The 17272-nt window shown below is 72.1% G+C and carries 15 protein-coding genes; 8 read left to right on the forward strand and 7 right to left on the reverse strand.

The features are described 5' to 3' along the window. Positions 1–192: 192 nt before the first annotated feature. Together ACFU5F_RS14255 and ACFU5F_RS14260 are read left to right on the forward strand one after the other, a co-directional pair. Entirely contained in the window at positions 193–1191 is a 999-nt protein-coding gene (locus tag ACFU5F_RS14255) for a MerR family transcriptional regulator (RefSeq protein ID WP_383886751.1), read from the forward strand. 167 nt (positions 1192–1358) lie between these two features. Then, positions 1359–2726, forward strand: coding sequence for a DUF5685 family protein (locus tag ACFU5F_RS14260; RefSeq protein WP_383886647.1), 1368 nt, complete (start codon positions 1359–1361; stop codon positions 2724–2726). Between the two features lie 277 nt (positions 2727–3003). Here ACFU5F_RS14260 and ACFU5F_RS14265 read toward each other — a convergent pair whose 3' ends face one another. After that, positions 3004–3300, reverse strand: a complete 297-nt coding sequence (locus tag ACFU5F_RS14265; RefSeq protein WP_383886649.1) for a putative quinol monooxygenase — start codon at positions 3298–3300, stop codon at positions 3004–3006. 206 nt (positions 3301–3506) lie between these two features. Continuing rightward, positions 3507–4469 carry a carbohydrate kinase gene (locus tag ACFU5F_RS14270; protein ID WP_383886651.1) on the reverse strand — a complete coding sequence of 321 codons (963 nt, stop codon included), beginning with the start codon at positions 4467–4469 and terminating at the stop codon, positions 3507–3509. Between the two features lie 247 nt (positions 4470–4716). Between ACFU5F_RS14270 and ACFU5F_RS14275 the strand changes: the two genes are divergently transcribed. The 5 genes from ACFU5F_RS14275 to ACFU5F_RS14295 all read left to right on the forward strand — a co-directional run bounded on the left by ACFU5F_RS14275 (position 4717) and on the right by ACFU5F_RS14295 (position 9521). Beyond that, complete coding sequence (locus ACFU5F_RS14275) at positions 4717–5739, forward strand: sugar ABC transporter substrate-binding protein (protein ID WP_383886653.1); 1023 nt, start codon at positions 4717–4719, stop codon at positions 5737–5739. A gap of 149 nt (positions 5740–5888) precedes the next feature. Beyond that, a complete protein-coding gene (locus tag ACFU5F_RS14280; RefSeq protein WP_383886655.1) occupies positions 5889–6902 on the forward strand; it encodes an ABC transporter permease in 1014 nt (337 codons plus the stop codon). Then, on the forward strand, positions 6899–7735 hold the full coding sequence (locus ACFU5F_RS14285; protein WP_059078042.1) for an ATP-binding cassette domain-containing protein: 837 nt from the start codon (positions 6899–6901) through the stop codon (positions 7733–7735). The genes ACFU5F_RS14280 and ACFU5F_RS14285 overlap by 4 nt, the downstream gene beginning before the upstream one ends. An 81-nt stretch (positions 7736–7816) precedes the next feature. Then, the gene (locus ACFU5F_RS14290) at positions 7817–8848 is read left to right on the forward strand and encodes a LacI family DNA-binding transcriptional regulator (protein WP_383886658.1); all 1032 of its coding nucleotides are present in this window, start codon (positions 7817–7819) and stop codon (positions 8846–8848) included. 148 nt (positions 8849–8996) lie between these two features. Then, a complete protein-coding gene (locus tag ACFU5F_RS14295; protein WP_383886660.1) occupies positions 8997–9521 on the forward strand; it encodes a hypothetical protein in 525 nt (174 codons plus the stop codon). Between the two features lie 43 nt (positions 9522–9564). On the opposite strand, the gene ACFU5F_RS14300 is transcribed toward ACFU5F_RS14295, so the two are convergent. From ACFU5F_RS14300 to ACFU5F_RS14320, 5 genes are read right to left on the reverse strand one after another with little or no spacing between them, the layout of a single operon-like run. Next, positions 9565–10977: an MATE family efflux transporter gene (locus ACFU5F_RS14300; RefSeq protein WP_383886662.1), complete on the reverse strand. Its 1413-nt coding sequence runs from the start codon at positions 10975–10977 to the stop codon at positions 9565–9567. After that, complete coding sequence (locus ACFU5F_RS14305) at positions 10977–12035, reverse strand: cysteine synthase family protein (RefSeq protein ID WP_383886664.1); 1059 nt, start codon at positions 12033–12035, stop codon at positions 10977–10979. Before ACFU5F_RS14305 ends, ACFU5F_RS14300 begins: the two co-directional genes overlap by 1 nt. A gap of 20 nt (positions 12036–12055) precedes the next feature. Continuing rightward, on the reverse strand, positions 12056–13402 hold the full coding sequence (locus tag ACFU5F_RS14310) for a Y4yA family PLP-dependent enzyme (RefSeq protein WP_383886666.1): 1347 nt from the start codon (positions 13400–13402) through the stop codon (positions 12056–12058). Next, positions 13399–14421, reverse strand: coding sequence for an ornithine cyclodeaminase family protein (locus ACFU5F_RS14315; protein ID WP_383886668.1), 1023 nt, complete (start codon positions 14419–14421; stop codon positions 13399–13401). The genes ACFU5F_RS14310 and ACFU5F_RS14315 overlap by 4 nt, the downstream gene beginning before the upstream one ends. After that, complete coding sequence (locus ACFU5F_RS14320; protein ID WP_383886669.1) at positions 14418–15407, reverse strand: TauD/TfdA family dioxygenase; 990 nt, start codon at positions 15405–15407, stop codon at positions 14418–14420. Before ACFU5F_RS14320 ends, ACFU5F_RS14315 begins: the two co-directional genes overlap by 4 nt. A gap of 291 nt (positions 15408–15698) precedes the next feature. Here ACFU5F_RS14320 and ACFU5F_RS14325 point away from each other — a divergent pair, with 291 nt between their 5' ends. Further along, positions 15699–17252 carry an ABC transporter substrate-binding protein gene (locus ACFU5F_RS14325; RefSeq protein ID WP_383886671.1) on the forward strand — a complete coding sequence of 518 codons (1554 nt, stop codon included), beginning with the start codon at positions 15699–15701 and terminating at the stop codon, positions 17250–17252. Positions 17253–17272 lie beyond the last annotated feature (20 nt).

The raw sequence follows: 17272 nt of genomic DNA on the forward strand, positions 1-17272 counted from the left end.
GCACGTCCACCGGAAGTGAAGCCGCGTGGACCACCCGGGTGCGCGGCAGGCGGAAGGAGGCGGCAACCCGTGCCGGAACAGCACTCGCCGGGACTCGCCGGCCCTCCGCCGCACAGCCCCTCCCCGTCGACCGCACCGGACCCGCGCGCCGCGCCGGGGCCGGACCCGGTCGGCGAGCCGCTCCCGCACGGGGTGACGACGGGCTTCCTCGCGCGCCAGCTGGGAGTGTCGCCGACCACGCTGCGGTCCTGGGACCGCCGCTACGGGCTGGGCCCCGCCGTGCGGGCCGCGGGCCGCCAGCGCCGCTGGTCGCCCGAGGACGTGGCGATGCTGCAGGAGATGTGCCGGCTGACGGCCACCGGCATCCCTCCGGCGGAGGCCGCCCGCGCCGCCATGCGGCGGGCGCGGGGACACGCTGCCGACGCGCCCGTCGCGGCGGGCACCGCGCGTCGCGACGCCGGTGCGTCAGCGGCCGGGCCCGAGGAGCCCGGGCGGCCCGGAGCGTTCGGCGGGTCCCACGCGGCCACCGCCCTGCCGCTGGGCGACGTACGGCAGGAATGCCGGGGACTGGCCCGTGCCGCCGTCCGGCTGGACGCGCCCGCCGTCCAGGAGCAGCTGCTGACGGTGGTGCGCGCCTACGGGCTCGTCGTCGCGTGGGAGGAAGTGATCGCTCCCACGCTGCGGGCGGTCGGCCGCAAGTGGGAGTCGTCCGGCGACCGGTACGTGGAGGTCGAGCACCTGCTGTCCTGGCACATCTCCACCACGCTGCGCCACCTGTACGCCGCCACGCCGCAGCCGCAGGGGGACGCCCCGCCCGTCCTGCTGGCCTGCCTTCCCGACGAGCACCACACACTGCCGCTGGAGGCCCTCAGCGCCGCGCTGGCCGAGTCACGCGTACCGGCGCTGATGCTCGGTGGCGCGGTCCCGGCCGACGCGCTGGACGGAGCCGTGCGGCGCATCGGCCCGGCCGCGGTCGCCCTGTGGGCCCAGTCGCGGCGCACCGCCGGCCTGCCGCTGGCCCAGCACACCGCCGCGACCCGGTGGGGGGGCCGCGGCGCACGCCGGCAGTCGCCCGTCCTGCTGTGCGGGCCCGGCTGGGGCCGCCGTACCCCCGAGGAACTGCTGCGGCCCTCCGGGCTGCGGGACGCCGTGACCACGCTCGTCGCGCTGTCCGCCTCGGCCCGGCCGTGACCGTTCTCCCCGCCTCCGCCCTGCACCGCACGGAATCCACCATTTAGGATGTCGGCCGCGCGTCGATGTCACGCGTGGCCGTGCCTGTCGGGCGGTCGGGCGGCCCACGTCCGTGCGCCGTGTGTCCGGCCGTGTCCGGGTGGCTGTATCTGCGGGGGAGAACTTCGGTGTTCGGAATCATCAGACCGTGCCGGCATCGCCTGGGTGACGGCATGCGAACCGAGTGGATGGCGCATCTGTGCGGCCTGTGCCTGGCGCTGCGCGGGGAGTACGGCCAGTTCGCGCGGGTGGCCACCAACTACGACGGCCTGATCGTCTCGGTGCTGACCGAGGCGCAGTCGGAGCGCACCGGCGACTGGCGGCGGGGTGCCGGCCCGTGCCCGCTGCGGGGCATGCGCTCGGCGGACGTGGCCCAGGGCGAGGGCGCGCGACTGGCGGCGACGGTGTCGCTGGTGCTGGCCGCGGCGAAGATACGTGACCATGTGGCCGACGGCGACGGCCTGTTGGGGCGCCGCCCGGTCACCCTCGCGGCCCGCAGAATCGCCCACGGCTGGGACCGTGCGGGCGCCGCGGGCGGTGAACGGCTCGGCTTCGACACCGCCGTGCTCCTCGCCGCGGTCGACCGCCAGCCGGAGATCGAGCGGGCAACCGGCCCCGGCGGCTCACTGCTGACGGTCACGGAACCCACGGAGACGGCGACAGCCGCCGCCTTCGCGCACACCGCGGTACTCGCCGGCCGGCCCGTCAACGCCGAACCGCTGGCGGAGGCCGGCCGTCTCTTCGGCCGGCTGGCGCATCTGCTGGACGCGGTGGAGGACCTGGACGCGGACCGGGCGTCCGGTGCCTGGAACCCGATCGCCGTGACCGGCGCGGACCGCGCCGAGGTGCGCCGCCTGTGCGACGACGCGGTGCGTGGCATCCGACTGGCCCTGTGCGACGCCGAGTTCGTGGACGACCGGCTGGTGCGGGCGCTGCTGGGCGGCGAGCTGGAGCGTGCCGTCGACCGTGCTTTCGACCCTCGCCACCGCCACCACCGGCACCGCCCGCAGGGACGGGGCCTGCGGATGCTGCCCTGGCTGGGACTCCGTCCGGCGACGGAACCCGCCGTGGGGTCCGGCACGGACGCGGCCTGCGGTGCGGGCGTGCTCGCGGACGCGGCCCCGCAGGGCGCTCGGGCGATGTCGGGTCGGCCGAGGGAGGGAGAGTGCCGGCGGTGCGGCCAGTGGCGCAGGCTGTGCCGCTCCTGCGGCCTGTGCTCGAACTGCTGCACCTGTGACGACGAGGGGCCGGACGAAGGGGAGTTCCCGTTCGGCAACGACAACCGCGGCGGCGGTTCGGGCCGTGACGGTTCCGGGGGCGACGGCTGGTCCGGCGGCTCGGGCGGCGGCAACTCGGGCGGCTACTCCGGCGGTTCGGGCGGCGGCGGTCATGGGTCCGGCGGTTCGGGCGGTTCCGGTGGCGGCTCGGGCGACGGGTGCGGTGGCGGTGGCGGCTGCTGCAATCCGTGCAAGTGCTGCTGCGACTGCTGCGACTGACGCGGCGTCAGAATCTCGTCGCGTCGGTGGTGTCTCCGTCGCGGTTCACGTCGCCCGCCGCGTCGTCGCCCGCCGCGTCGTCGCCCGCCGCGTCGCCGCCCGCCGTGGCGGCGAGCCGCATGGACACCGTTCGCCGCGAGGCGGTGCCGGGCGGTGGCGGCGGCTGAGGACGACGCCGGACGGGCAGCCCCGGACTTCGGGTCCGGGGCGGGCCCGTCGGTGTCGCGGTGTCGCGCTGCAGGCCGACGGGAGCGAGGGGCCGCGTCAGATCACGGGATCACGGGGTCACGGGGTCGAGGAAGGTCAGTACCGAGGCGTCCTCCTCGATCAGCGGGGTGAGCGCCGCGTTGAACGGGCCGCCGTACGGGGCCTCGATGTGGGCCCGGAAGGCGTCCTCGTCCCGGTACACCTCGAAGATCCAGAAGGCGCGGGGGTGGGACGCCTTGGTGTAGACGTCGAAGGCGAGGTTGCCGTCCTCCTGGCGCACCTTCTCGGCGTACTCCACGATCAGGCGGGTGACCTCGTCCTCCGTGCCCTCGCGGGCGGTGAACTCGGCGAGCAGGGTCTTGTTCACGGTGCGGTGCCTCCGGGGTCGGGGGTCGGTTCGGCGGGCCGGTCACGGGCGGCGCGACGTCCTCCCGGAGCCGTCGTCGTCGACGCCGACCGGATGTCGTCGCCGACTCATGTCAACGATGACATCGCGTGGGCCGATGATGGGGTGACTCCGGCCGGTGCGTCAACCGTCCGACCGCGCCGCCGCGTGGTCGGCGCGGCCGTACGTCAGACGAGGTCGGCCGTGGTGAGCTGCGCCAGCTGGCTCTCCCACGGGGGGTTGGGGCCCACGACCGAGCAGGTCAGGGCCGCGACCCGGACGGCGAAGCGGCACGCCTCCGCCACGTCGTCGAGACCGAGCCGCGTGAGTCGGCCGCCGAGGAGACCGCGGGTGCCGAGGTGGTGCAGCAGCCCGGCGGTGAAGGAGTCGCCCGCTCCGACGGTGTCGGCGACGGAGGTCCGCACGGCGGACACCCGCACGCGCTCGCCGTCGAGCGAGGCCAGTACGCCGTCGGCGCCGCGCGTGATCACGACGAGCCGGGCGCCGGCCGCGTGCCAGATGTCGCATGCCTGCTCGGGCGGGGTGCCCGGCAGGAGCAGTTCCAGGTCGTCCTCGCTCAGCCGCAGCACATCGGTGAGGGTGCACCAGTGGGCCAGCCGGGCCCGGTAGACCTCGGGACGCACGAGCAGCGGGCGGACGTTGGGGTCGATGCTGATGGTCGCGGCGGGGGCGGCCGCCGCCAGGAATTCCTCCACCGCCGCGGCGCCGGGTTCCCGTACCAGGGCCAGTGACCCGGTGTGCAGACAGGCGGTGGCGGACAGGTCCACCCGGGCCAGCTCCGCGGCCGTCCACTGCCAGTCGGCCGTGTTCTGGGCGTGGAAGGAGAACGCGGCCTGTCCCTGGGCGTCCAGTTCCGCCACGGCCAGGGTGCTGGGTTCGGCGGCTTGGACGGCACTCGACAGGTCCACCCCGGACGCCTCCAGATGGGCCCGGAACAGGCGGCCGAACACATCGCCGGACAACCGGGCGAGGAAACGGGCCGGGGTCCCCAGCCGGGCCAGGGCCACGGCCGTGTTCGCGGGGCCGCCGCCCGGCAGGACGCGCAGGGCGAGTTCGTTCGAGGCGCTGGAGGGTTCGGTGAAGGCGTCCGCGACGCACTCTCCCAGAACGGTGATCTGACGCGGGCTCATGAGCTGCTCTTCTCTGACGAACGACGGGCCTACCGGACGCTCCCCGGCACCCCTGCCGGACGGCTGCGGGGGCGACGGGCGCCTACGTTGCCGATTTGTGACGAGTGCAGGGCATTGACGTTTCCGGGAGACGGAGTCCATCATCCTCGCCAGGCAGTGTCAACGATGACATAAGTCAACGATGACACCCCGGACGGTACGCACCGAACCTGATCCCGGGCCGTCCGCTATCCCACAGGAGTCGAACATGTCTCGCACCACTCGCCTGTCCTCCTCCCTCATCAGAACCGCCGCCGTCGCGGGCGTCGCGGCCCTCACCCTGACGGCCTGCGGATCCGGCTCGGGCTCCACCTCCACCGGCTCGGATTCGGGTTCGGGCGAGGTCAAGGTCGGTCTGATCACCAAGACCGACACCAACCCGTTCTTCGTGAAGATGAAGGAAGGTGCCGAGAAGGCCGCGGACGCCGAGGGCGTCAAGCTGATGACGGCGGCCGGCAAGTTCGACGGTGACAACGCCGGTCAGGTCACCGCCATCGAGAACATGGTGGCCGCCGGTGTGAAGGGCATCCTGATCACCCCGAGCGACTCCAAGGCCATCGTGCCCGCCATCGAGAAGGCCAAGGCCAAGGGTGTCCTCGTGATCGCCCTGGACACCCCCACCGAGCCCGAGAGCGCCGTCGACGCCCTGTTCGCCACCGACAACCTCAAGGCGGGCGAGCTGATCGGCGAGTACGCCAAGGCCGCCATGAAGGGCAAGACCGCGAAGATAGCCGCCCTCGACCTCGCACCGGGTGTCTCCGTCGGCGTCCAGCGGCACGACGGATTCCTCAAGGGCTTCGGCGCCACCGACAAGGACGTCGCCTGTGCCCAGGACACCGGCGGCGACCAGGCCAAGGGCCAGACGGCGATGGAGAACTGCCTCCAGAAGGAGCCGGACATCAACGTCGTCTACACGATCAACGAGCCGGCCGCGCTGGGCGCGTACACCGCGCTCAAGGCCAAGGGCCGCGAGAAGGACGTCCTGATCGTCTCCGTCGACGGCGGCTGCACCGGCACCCAGGCCGTCAAGGACGGCAAGATCGCCGCGACCTCGCAGCAGTACCCGCTGAAGATGGCCGCCGAGGGCGTCAAGGCCGTCGTCACGTACGCCAAGGACGGCAAGAAGGCGTCGGGTTACACCGACACGGGCGTCACCCTGATCACCGACAAGCCGCAGGACGGGGTCACCTCCAAGGACACCGTCTACGGCCTGGAGAACTGCTGGGGCTGAGCCGCCCCCGAGGCCGCACCACCGGGCCTCACGTTCAGCGGGGCGGCCGCCCCTCCCTCCGACCGGGGCGGCCGCCCGCCCGTCCTCCTGTCCGCCGGTCTCCCCGATCAGCGCGGGCGACGACCTCTGTCTTCCGACAAGGACTTCGCATGACTGCCACGACCACACCTCCGGGCACGTCCTCGCCGTACGCCGAGCTCAAAGCACCGCACCCGGCCCGCCGGCTGCTCACGGCACCGACCACCGGCCCCCTGGTCGCCCTGCTCCTGGCCTGCGCCTTCTTCTCCCTCTCGTCCGACCAGTTCCTCACCGGCGGGAACTTCTCGCTGATCGTGCAGCAGGTCATGGTCGTCGGCACCCTCGCCATCGGACAGACCCTGATCATTCTCACGGCGGGCATCGACCTGTCGTGCGGTGCCGTGATGGCGTTCGGCAGCATCATGATCGCCAAGATGGCCGCCGAGGGCTCCCTGCCCCCGCTCGCCGCCATCGCCCTGGGCCTGGTCGTCTGCGGCGGCTTCGGACTGCTCAACGGGCTGCTGGTGCAGAAGATCCCGTTGCCGCCGTTCATCGTCACCCTCGGCATGCTCAACGTGGCGTTCGCCCTGACCCACATCTACTCCGAGGAGCAGACCGTCACCAACCTGCCCGGCCCGCTGACGGCCCTCGGGCAGACCTTCCCGCTCGGCAAGACCGACATCACCTACGGCTCCCTGGTCACCATCGCCCTGTTCCTGCTGCTCGCCTACGCGTTGAGCAGCACCGGCTGGGGCCGTCACGTCTACGCCCTGGGCAACAGCCCCGAAGCGGCGCGCCTGAACGGCATCCGCACGGGCCGGCTCACCATCGGCGTCTACACCGTGGCCGGCATCCTGTACGGCATCGCCGCCCTGCTGCTCATCTCCCGCACCGGCGTCGGCGACCCGCAGGCCGGACAGACCGACAACCTCGACAGCATCACCGCCGTGGTCCTCGGCGGCACCAGCCTCTTCGGAGGCCGCGGCTCGGTGCTCGGCACCTTCATCGGCGTCCTCATCGTCGGTGTGTTCCGCAACGGTCTGCAGCTGATGGGCGTCGCCTCCATCTACCAGACCCTGATCACCGGCGTCCTGGTGATCCTCGCGGTGACCGTCGACCAGATCTCCCGGAAGAAGGCACGATGACCGCCACCAGCACCGTCACGCCCGTTCTGCAGGCCCGCGGCCTGGTCAAGCGCTACGGCCACGTCACCGCCATCGACGGCGCCGACTTCGACCTGCTGCCGGGTGAGGTCCTCGCCGTCATCGGTGACAACGGAGCGGGCAAGACCAGCCTGATCAAGGCCCTCACCGGCGCGGTCACCCCCGATGCGGGCGAGATCCGGCTCAACGGCGAGCCGATCACCTTCTCCGGGCCGCAGAGCGCCCGCGCCCACGGCATCGAGACGGTCTATCAGGACCTCGCCGTGGCCGCCTCCATGGACATCGCCTCCAACATGTTCCTCGGACGCGAACTGCGCCGGCCCGGCGTCCTCGGCAGCGTCTTCCGCATGCTCGACAAGAAGCGCATGCGCGACGAGGCCGCCGAGCACATGGCCGACCTGAAGATCGGTCTGCGTTCGCTGACCCAGTCGGTCGAGACCCTGTCCGGCGGACAGCGCCAGGCCGTCGCGGTCGCCCGCTCGGTGGCCTGGGCCCGCTCGGTCGTCGTGATGGACGAACCCACCGCCGCCCTCGGTGTGAAGGAGTCCGGTCAGGTCCTCGACCTCATCCGCCGGGTCCGCGACAAGGGTCTGCCGGTCGTCCTCATCAGCCACAACATGCCGCACGTCTTCGAGATCGCCGACCGGATCCACGTCCACCGCCTCGGCAGGCGGGCCGCCGTGATCAAGCCCTCCGACTACTCCATGGCCGAGGTCGTCGCCATCATGACTGGTGCGCTCACCGTCGACGAGGCCGGGGATACTGTCGTAGCGGATTCCGCGGCGGCGAAGGCCGCGGGCGTCCAGGCCGACTGACGCCGCCACGATTCGAGACACTCACGGGTTCCGGCCGAAGGCCGCGGCCGGAACCGACGAGCGCAGGGAGACCGTTCCACCATGGCAGCGAACCGCCGCCCCACCCTGGCCGACGTCGCCCGCGAAGTGGGCGTCAGCGCCAAGACCGTCTCCCGTGTGCTCAACGAGGACGGACCGGCCTCCGCCCAGACCCGGGAACAGGTGATGGCCGCGGTGGCCAAGCTGGGCTTCCAGCCGAACCTCATGGCCCGCAACATCCGGGTCGGGGGCCCCGACACCACCGTCGGACTGGTCATCCCCGACCTCGGCAACCCCTTCTTCGGGGCCGTGGCCAGCAGCATCGAGGACACCGTCCGGGACCGGGGCCTGACCCTGCTGATGGGTTCCAGCGCCGACGACCCGGGTCGTGAACGCGCCCTGACGGACAAGTTCCTGGCCCGCCGCATCAGCATCCTCATGGTCGTGCCGTCCGTCGGCGCCGACCACTCCCACCTCAAGCCGCACCGCGCCGCCGGGCTGCCCGTCGTCTTCCTCGACCGCCCCGGGGCGGCCCTGGCCACGGACCACGTCGTCAGCACCAACCGCACGGGCGCCCACGACGGCGTCGCCCACCTGATCGCCCACGGCCACCGCCGCATCGGCTTCATCGGTGACCTCCCCACCAAGCTCTACACCCGCCGCGAGCGTCTGGCCGGCTACCGCTCGGCCCTCCAGGAAGCGGGCCTCCCCGCCGACCGCGCCCTGATCACCAACGCCCACGACCAGCGCGGTGCCTCCGTCGCCACGTCCCAACTCCTGGGCCTGGCCGATCCGCCCACCGCCCTGTTCGCCGGCAACAACATCGTCGCCCTGGGGATAGTGACCGAACTCGCCCGCACCGGACGCAAGGACGTGGCGGTCGTCGCCTTCGACGACGTGGCCCTCGCCGACGCCCTCGAACCGGCCCTGACCGTGGTCGCCCAGAACCCCGAGGAACTCGGCAGAACCGCCGCGACCACAGCCCTGGCCCGCCTCGACGGCGACCGCACCCGAGCCCGCACCATCACGGTCCCCACCCGCCTCATCATCCGAGGCTCGGGGGAACGGCCCGCCCCGACACCACGGGAGGCGTGACCTCAGGCCGCCTCCGCCCGTCTGTGCCCACGGCGACACCGACCGTCTGCAGAAGCGCACGGCCGAGGCGCGTCGCGGAGCGGCAGACTGGGCGGTCCGGGCCATGTGCGGCAGGCACGAGGCCGAACAGTCTCACGAGGATGCGTCGGTGGATCTCAGCTCGGTGGTCATCGCGGTGGCAGGCGTGGCAGGAACCTTGGGAGGGGCACTGCTCACCCAGCGGGGCTCCGAACGGGTGAAGCGCCGGGAGATAGAGCTCGTTCGGGACCACGAGGAGATGCGCGAGAACCGTTCACTGCGACGTGACTGCTATGTGCAACTCAACCGAGAAGCACGGCAGTTCACCACCGCACTCAACGGACACCTGCACGCCATGAAAGAAGGTGGCGTGAAGGACGACGACCGAGATGTACTCGACGAAGCGAAGAACGCGCATCGCGATCGTTACTCCGAGGCGCAGATGATCGCCCCCGAAGAGGTCCTCATGCGGGCGAGCGCCGTCAACCAAGCCCTGAACAAGGCCTACGGCCAGGTGAAGCGCCTCGAACGTGGTGCTCCCGAACCAGGGGAGACGATGGAGACCGCGGCCCGGGCGCAGTACGAGGTCTGGGACATGCTCCGGCAGATGAGAACCGCCATGCGCCACGACCTCGGTGTGACGCACGAGGATTGACAAGGACGACACCTTGCACCGCGCCCGGTCACGGGTCGCGGCCTCAGGGCGCCGCCATCGCCGCCGTCGTGTTCCGCTGGCGTACGCCCCTGTTGAAGCGGCGGAGGAGGAGGAGCGCGGTGGTGGCGAGGCCGGTGAGGAGGCCCAGCCAGATTCCTGTCGTGTCCCAGCCCGTGGTGAAGCCGAGGAGCAGGGCGGCGGGGAGGCCGACGAGCCAGTAGCCGACCAGCGTGATGCGGAAGCCGCCCTTGGTGTCGTCGAGGCCGCGCAGGAGGCCGACGCCGATGTTCTGCGCACAGTCGAAGAACTGCATCACCGCGGCGATCAGGAGAAGGCTCGTCGCGAGGTCGGTGGCCGTGCGGCTCTCGCCCTCGAAGAACGGGGCCAGCACCAGGCCCGGCACAGCGGCGTACAGGAGCGCCACGACCGCCATGACGGCGGCCGCGCACGCCAGAGCCGTGGACTTCAGCCGCTGGGCGGCGGCCGTGTTGCCGAGCGCCAGTTCACGGCTGACCCCGAGCGACGCGGCGTGGGAGAGGCCGACGGCGATCTGGAAGACGATGTAGACAAGCTGGTTGACGGCGGTGTGCGCGGCCAGCGCGGCCGTGCCGAAACTGCCCACCAGCAGGGCGACGACGGAGAAGAACCCGGCCTCGGAGCCGTAGGTGGCGGCGATCGGCGCGCCCAGCCCGGTGAGGCGGCGCAGGGTGGCCGGGCGGGTCTTCCAGATGCTCAGCGACAGCACCGGCGCCAGCCGGGGATCGCGCCGGGCGGAGAGGTACAGCGCCAGGAACGACAGCACGTACACGGAGGTCGTGGCGAGTCCGATGCCCGGCAGGCCCAGCTTCGGCAGGCCCCAAGTGCCGTGGATGAAGACCCAGTTGAGCCCGGCGTTGACGGCGATCGAGGCGATGGTGATGCGCAGCAGCGCCTGCGGGCGGCGCATGCCGACGGTGAACTGCCGTATCGCCTGGAACCACAGGCAGGGCAGCAGTCCGGGCGCCAACGCGTACAGGACGGGCTTCGCCGCGTCGACGACGTCCGGGTCCTGGCCGAGGTGGACCACGGCGTGCCCGATCCCCACCATCAGCAGCGCGCCCGCGAGTCCCGCGAGCGTGGACAGCAGCAGGCTGGCCCGGACCAGGTCCCGGACCTCCTCGTGAGCGGCTTCCGCCGCGCCGGCGCCCCCCTCCGTGCCCTGGGACTCGGTGCGCGCGTCCGCCGCGGCGACCTGGTTGCCGACGGCGGTCACCAGGCCGACCCCCATGGTCCGCAGCTGGTTGAAGATGACCAGCGCGAGACCGCCGGCGGCCAGCGCCTCGGTGCCGAGCAGGCCCATCATGATCGTGTCGGTGGTGGTGAGCGCGACCTGGGCGAGCTGGGTGAGCGCGAGCGGGACGGCGAGGGTCGCCAGGGCGCGGCTGTCGGTGAGGAGACGGGTCAGGGCGGGTGGCATCAGGCGGTTTCCTGCGGGGGTTCGGGTGAAGGGGTGCGGCGGAGCTTGGTCAGCAGCTCGTCGATCTCCCGCTCCACCTGGGGGGAGAGGAGAGCACGGGCGGCCATCCAGTCGTCGTCGAAGACGGTGTCCATGTACTTCTCCCCGCCGTCGTTGATCAACGCGACCATAGTCGTGCCGGGCGGCAGCACGGACAGCCGGGTCAGGGCCGCGTGCACGACGCCGCCCGCCGAGCCGCCGAGGAGCAGTCCGGTGCGTCGCGCGACGGCCCGCGCGGTGGCGAACGCCTCGATGTCGCCGACCTTCACGCCCTCGTCCAGCAGCGAGTAGTCGACCATCGCGCCGATCGTGGCGCCCTCGGGTGTGCCGGTGCCCGACTGGTGGTAGTCGTGCGCGGGCGGCCCGAACGCGATCGAGCCCTTCGGCTCCACGCCGACGATCCGCAGCCCGGGCACGGTCTGCCGCAGCGGGCCCCCGGTCCCGAACAGTCCGCCGCCGGTGCCGACCGCCCCGATGAGGATGTCGATACGGCCGTCCAGCGCGGCGTGGAGTTCCCGCGCCACCGGGTGGTAGCCCACTCCGTTGGCCATGTTGTTGTGCTGCTCGGTGAAGTAGGCGTTGTCGGACTCGGCGGCCAGCTTCTCCGCGAACTCCTCGCGGGCGGCGGTGGCCAGGTCCCCGTCGCCCTCCTCGGCGACGTACACCAGCTCCGCGCCGAGTGCCTTCATCGCGCGCAGCTTGTCCACGGCGGCGTGGTGGTCGACGACGGCGGTGAAGGTGTAGCCGCGCTCGGCGGCCACGACGGCCAGGCCCAGCCCGGTGTTGCCGGAGGTCGACTCGACGATCCGGCCGCCGGGGCGCAGCAGACCGCGTTCCTCGGCGTCGATGACCATCTGCCGGGCCATGCGTATCTTGGCGGTGCCGGTCGGGTTGAACTGTTCCAGCTTCAGCAGCAGCCGGGTGTCGCTCTCGGTGCGGGCCAGCTCGAACAGCGGCGTGGCGCCGATGAGTTCGGAGACCTGCCGCACGACGGGCGGCCGGTACAGGGGGTCGTCCATGGAGGGCTCCTGGGGCGTTCTCAGTGGGGGTGGCGGTCGAGGCGCCAGCGGAAGGGGGAGGCCGAGGGCTCGACGACGACCTTCGGGGGCAGCGGGAGGTCGTGGAACGGCGACTCGTTGGAGTCCATCTGGTATCCGGCCGTGTTGAGGTACACGAGCAGGTCACCGGTGGCCGGCCGCACGGGGAACGGGATCTTCCGCCAGGTCAGCATGTCCGACTCCAGGCAGGTCGCCGCCCCCACGCAGGCCGGGTACGGGCCCGCGTCGGCCGTCGGACCGGAACCCGCCGGCACCAGCACCGGATCGGGCAGGAACTCGCTGTCGAACCACTGCTCCGAGAGGCTGAGGCTGCTGCCGTCGACGGTGAGGAGCGCGTAGCCGTCGCGCTCCTTGACGCCCTGGATCCGGAACACGGTGAATCCGGCCTGGTCCAGCAGGGCCCGGCCCGGCTCGACGAGCAGGGTGACACCGGCCGCCCGCAGCAGCCCGGCGAGGGTGGTGCCCTCGTCCGCACCGGCCGGGGCGGTCGCCAGGATCGTCCGCAGGGCGTCGGCGCCGGCGACGGGGGAGTGGTACGGGTAGAAGCCACCGAAGGACTTCTCGGCGTGGAAGTGCTCGGGACGCCGGCTCTCCTCGAACCGCCGCCACTGCTCGGCACCGACGTAGTCCACGGCGAAGCCGCCGCCGATGCTGATCCGGTCCGCGCGCAGCCCGAGTGCGCGGGCCCGCACGCACAGCCCGATCGACTCGGCCGCCAGATCGGCGCGCTGGCGGGTGTCGTAGCCGGAGAGATGGAAGCTGAAGCCCTCCATGTCGGCGGGGCCGGTGACACACCGCCGCAGGGCCGGCTCCAGCTCGCCGTCGTCCAGACCGAAGCGGCTGTGCGGCTGCCGAGGGGGCAGCCTGCGCAGCAGCACCCGTGCGGTGCGGCCGAGTTGCTCCGCGAGTGACAGGAGCCGGTCGAGTTCGTCGAGCGCGTCCACCGCGATCAGGGCGCCCTGGAGCACGGCCACACGCAGCAGGCCGTCCGCCTTGGCGGGGCCGGTCACCACCAGGTCCTCGCCGCGCACTCCGGCGGCCAGGGCCTCGCGCAGCTCGCCCTGGCTCGCCACGTCGACGCCCAGTCCGGCCACGGCGGCCCGCTCGGCGTAGACGGCCGCCTTGTTGGCCTTCTTCGCGAAGTACACCCGGCCGTCCACGCCCGCCTCGGCGAACGCCCGGCGGAAGGCGGCCGCGTTGGCGTCGAACCGTTCCGCCAGCAGCACGTGGAACGGGCCGCGCAGACCGTGGCTCAGCTCGTGCAGCAGTGCGTCGCCGAGCAGGGCTCGCACCTCGGGCGTGGTGTGCGAGGGGAGTGCCGTCGTCATTTCCACAGGGGCACCGCCGTGCCCAGGCCCTGGGCGAGGGCCAGTTGGGCGAACCGGTGGCCGAGGGCGATGTCGGTGACGACGAGCCCGCTGTTGTACGCGAAGATCCGCTGCCCGGCGTCGGTGCGGCCCTCGGCGCGGCCGGCGAGCACCTCGGGGAACTCGGCGTCCACCTCGGGGAGTCGTCCGTCGGCGTCGGCCATGTCCACGCCGGTGACCCGCATCTGCGCGGCGCTGGTGGCGATCACCCGGTCGGCGCGGTGCAGGGTCGAGGGTGCGATGCCGTAGCCGATGAGGACGGACAGGGCCGCGGGCTTGAGCCACTCGGCGTCCACGGAGGCGGGGGTGTTGGGGCCGGCGGTGGCCAGCACGATGTCGGCGTCCGCGGCCGCCGCCCGCAGATCCGTCACGACCTCCAGCTCACGGTCGGGGAAGTGCGCGCGCAGCTGCTCGCGCACCGCCCGGATGCCGTCCGGGTGCGTCCCGGACAGCATCAGCCGCTCCAGGCCGGGCAGGGTGGTCAGCAGGAACGGCAGGGCGAGCCGCCCCTGGGTGCCGGTACCGATGACCAGCGCGCTGCGGGCGCCTGGGACGGCCAGTTCGCGGGCCAGCAGCGCGGAGACCGCCGGGGTGCGCAGGGCGCCCACCCGGCCGCAGTCCAGCATCGCGACCGGCAGCCCGCTCTCGTCGTCGTACAGCGTCAGCGTCGTGTAGTAGTGCTGCTTGTCGCGGTCCTCGTGCAGCCCGTGCTTGTAGGAGGTCTTCACCGCGACCACGCCGCGCACGCCGTCGCGGCCGAGCATCGCGTACGCCACCGAGTGGCCGTCCTGCGGCTTGACGGTGAGCTTGCGGGGGTTGTCGGACTGTCCGTCGGCGAGGGTGCGGTAGGCCTGTTCCACCACGGACACGACGTCGGCGAGGGAGATGTCGATTCCGGCCACGTCGCTGGTGCTGAGGATGCGCAGGGTCGTGTCGTCGGGCGTCATCGCGGGTCCTCCGGTGCTGTCGGTGCCGGTCATGCGTGGGCCTCCACGGCGGCCTGTCCGTAGCCGTGCTCGGACTCCTCGGCGGGCGGTCGCGTCCGGCGCCCCTTCGTGCGTACGGAGGAACGTTTCAGCCAGCGGTCCGTGCCGTCGTAGCGGGCCTTGAAGGGAACCCGCCCGTGCACCACCAGGTCGTTGTCCACGACCAGGACCTCGCCGGGCTCCAGGCTGACGGCCACGCTGACGCGGGCGAGTTCGTCCTCCAGGCGGGCGTAGGCCGCGCGGTGGTCGTCGGGCGCCTGGTCCAGCGGGGTGTACGCCGGGTCGAAGCGCAGGGTCAGGCCCTCCCGCGACTGCCACAGGGTGGGCACGGGCGGCGGGTCGCCCTGGTACGCCTGGGCCTCCTCGTAGGCGTCGTCGGGGAGGATCGGCAGCACCGGGCGGCTGAGCAACTCCACGTCGGCGTCGGAGAGTTCGACGTTCCTGATGCCGGCGGCCGTGGTGGCGACGGAGTCGGGGTTGCGCATGCAGCCGAGGATCAGCAGATGGGCGCGGCCCGGGTGGAAGGCGTCCTCGGTGTGCGGGCTGAGCAGCACGCTGCTGCTGGCGCCGGTCTGCTCCTCCTCGTGGCCGGGGCTCGGCACGATGTTGTGCACGAAGCGGCCGTCCTGCTGCCCCTCCCAGGCGATGGGGGTGCCCATCACGGTCGACAGCAGGAGCAGGACCACGTCGTGGACGGCGCCGGCGTTCCCGGCGGTGGACCAGTGGTCCGGGGTGGGGCCCACCGCGTCGTCGTCGACGTGCAGGCCGCGCAGGACGAACAGTCCGTCGGCGGTCTCGACGGGGCGGCAGGCGTGGCGGATCGGTCCGCTCAACGAGGCCGCGACGGCGGGGACTTGGGCCAGCAGGCCGGGGTGGGTGGAATCGCCGTCATGTGCGGCGAGGAGGGCATGCGCGGCGGCGGTCAGTTCTGCCGCCGAGTCGCGGTCGAGCAGACGTACGGGAGTGCTACCCGTGGGCATGGGGGTCCGTCCGTTCCGGTGCGGAATGCGTGTGCGGGCGCGGTGCAGGGGGCTACGGGTGGGGTGGTGGAAGAAGGTCGGCGGGCATGGCGAAGAAGGCCGCCCGAGGTGGGCCACGTGGGTCAGGTGCGGCTCCGGTCGACCTCCGGAAACATAGCCAGCCCCTAGATGGTCAGGGAAGGCTTGCCTAAGTTGATGAAGATCACATGCGGGGTGGCCTTGTCATACAGCCGCCGCACAAGATAGGTAAGGCTAAGCAAATCAAGCCAACAGCGGGAAATTGAGGGACAAGTGGACCTGACGCGACGTCAACTGCTCTGGGCCGGCGGCGCCGTCGGCGCGGGCGTCCTGCTCACCGCCTGCGGTGGCGACGACGAGAAGCCCACGGCGTCCGCCACCGGCGACTCGGCCAAGCCCCGCAAGGGCGGCACCCTGCGCGTCGGAGCGCTCGGCCGGGCCGGGGCCATCACCCGCGACCCGCACGGCAGTCAGGCCAACGAGAGCGACTACCTCATCATCAGCCTGCTCTACGACACCCTCACGGTCCCCGGCGCCAAGCCCAACACCGAGCCCCGCCTCGCCGCGAGCTGGAAGCCCTCCGAGGATCTGAAGACCTGGCGGTTCACCCTCGCCAAGGGCGCCACCTTCCACGACGGGACACCGGTCACCGCCGAGGACGTCGTGTTCTCGCTGAAGCGACTGCGCGCCACCCCCTCCGGCGCCTCCCGCCTGCCCGGCATCCAGGCGAAGAACATCACCGCCGACGGCACCGACACCGTCGTCATCGTCTCCGACTACGCCAACGCCGAACTGCCCCTGCTGGTACGCCTCACGACCTTCGTCATCCCCAAGGGCACCACCGACAAGGACGTGGCCAAGGCCCCCGGCACCGGCCCGTTCAAACTCGACTGGTTCCGCGGCGGCAACGCCCGCCTCGTCCGCAACGACGACTGGTACGGCGGCGAGGTCCACCTCGACGCCATCGAGGTCAAGATCTTCGAGAGCCCCCAGGCCATGGCGAGCGCCCTGCTCGCCGGCCAGATCGACCTCGCCTCCAACGTCGGCGCCGTCGCCGCCCGTACCGCCGAGAGCCGCAAGGACGTCCAGGCCGTCCGCCGCCCCAACGACATGGCCATGCCCCTCGTCATGCGCACCGCCGACGGCCCCTTCGCCGACCCCAGGGTCCGCGAGGCACTGCGCCTGGCCGTCGACCGCGAGGCCATGGTCAAGCAGGTGCTCTCCGGCTACGGCACCGTCGCCAACGACGTCCTCGGCACCGGTGACCCCGCCTACGACAAGGGCCTGCCGCAACGCACCCGCGACCTCACCAAGGCCAAGGCCCTGCTGAAGGAGGCGAAGTTCGACACCTCCAGGACCTACGAGCTGTACACCACCGAGGACATCGCCGGACTCGCCGAGTCGGCCACCCTCTTCGCCACCCAGGTCCGCGAGGCCGGCGTCAAGATCAAGGTCGTCAAGCAGGAATCGGCCACCTTCTGGGACAAGACCTGGCTCAAGGGCGACCTCTACACCACCTACTGGGGCACCAACGACTCCGTCGTCTTCTTCGCCAGCAAGACCATGGTCTCCGACAGCGGCACCAACGAGGCCGGCTGGAAGGACAAGGCCTTCGACACGGCGTACGAGAAGGCGATCGGCACCGCCGCCCCGGCCGAGCGCACCGCCCTGCTGAAGGAAGTCCAGAAGATCGAGTACGACGCCTCCGGCTATCTCCTGTGGGGCATGGCCGACGGCATCGACCTCGCCGGGGCCAAGGTGCGCGGGCTGCCGACCCTGCCCGGGTACGGAAGGGTGCAGCTGGAAGGCGCGTGGCTGGCCAGTTGACCCCCGACACCGCCGCGCCG

The organism is Streptomyces sp. NPDC057438 (assembly GCF_042802995.1).
Classification (GTDB): domain Bacteria; phylum Actinomycetota; class Actinomycetes; order Streptomycetales; family Streptomycetaceae; genus Streptomyces.

Excerpts from the sequence above, each read along its gene's own strand:
- ACFU5F_RS14270 (WP_383886651.1), bottom strand. The coding sequence starts at position 4,469 with ATGAGCCCGCGTCAGATCACCGTTCTGGGAGAGTGCGTCGCGGACGCC.
- ACFU5F_RS14275 (WP_383886653.1), top strand. The coding sequence starts at position 4,717 with ATGTCTCGCACCACTCGCCTGTCCTCCTCCCTCATCAGAACCGCCGCC.
- ACFU5F_RS14280 (WP_383886655.1), top strand. The coding sequence starts at position 5,889 with ATGACTGCCACGACCACACCTCCGGGCACGTCCTCGCCGTACGCCGAG.
- ACFU5F_RS14285 (WP_059078042.1), top strand. The coding sequence starts at position 6,899 with ATGACCGCCACCAGCACCGTCACGCCCGTTCTGCAGGCCCGCGGCCTG.
- ACFU5F_RS14290 (WP_383886658.1), top strand. The coding sequence starts at position 7,817 with ATGGCAGCGAACCGCCGCCCCACCCTGGCCGACGTCGCCCGCGAAGTG.
- ACFU5F_RS14300 (WP_383886662.1), bottom strand. The coding sequence starts at position 10,977 with ATGCCACCCGCCCTGACCCGTCTCCTCACCGACAGCCGCGCCCTGGCG.
- ACFU5F_RS14305 (WP_383886664.1), bottom strand. The coding sequence starts at position 12,035 with ATGGACGACCCCCTGTACCGGCCGCCCGTCGTGCGGCAGGTCTCCGAA.
- ACFU5F_RS14310 (WP_383886666.1), bottom strand. The coding sequence starts at position 13,402 with ATGACGACGGCACTCCCCTCGCACACCACGCCCGAGGTGCGAGCCCTG.
- ACFU5F_RS14315 (WP_383886668.1), bottom strand. The coding sequence starts at position 14,421 with ATGACCGGCACCGACAGCACCGGAGGACCCGCGATGACGCCCGACGAC.
- ACFU5F_RS14320 (WP_383886669.1), bottom strand. The coding sequence starts at position 15,407 with ATGCCCACGGGTAGCACTCCCGTACGTCTGCTCGACCGCGACTCGGCG.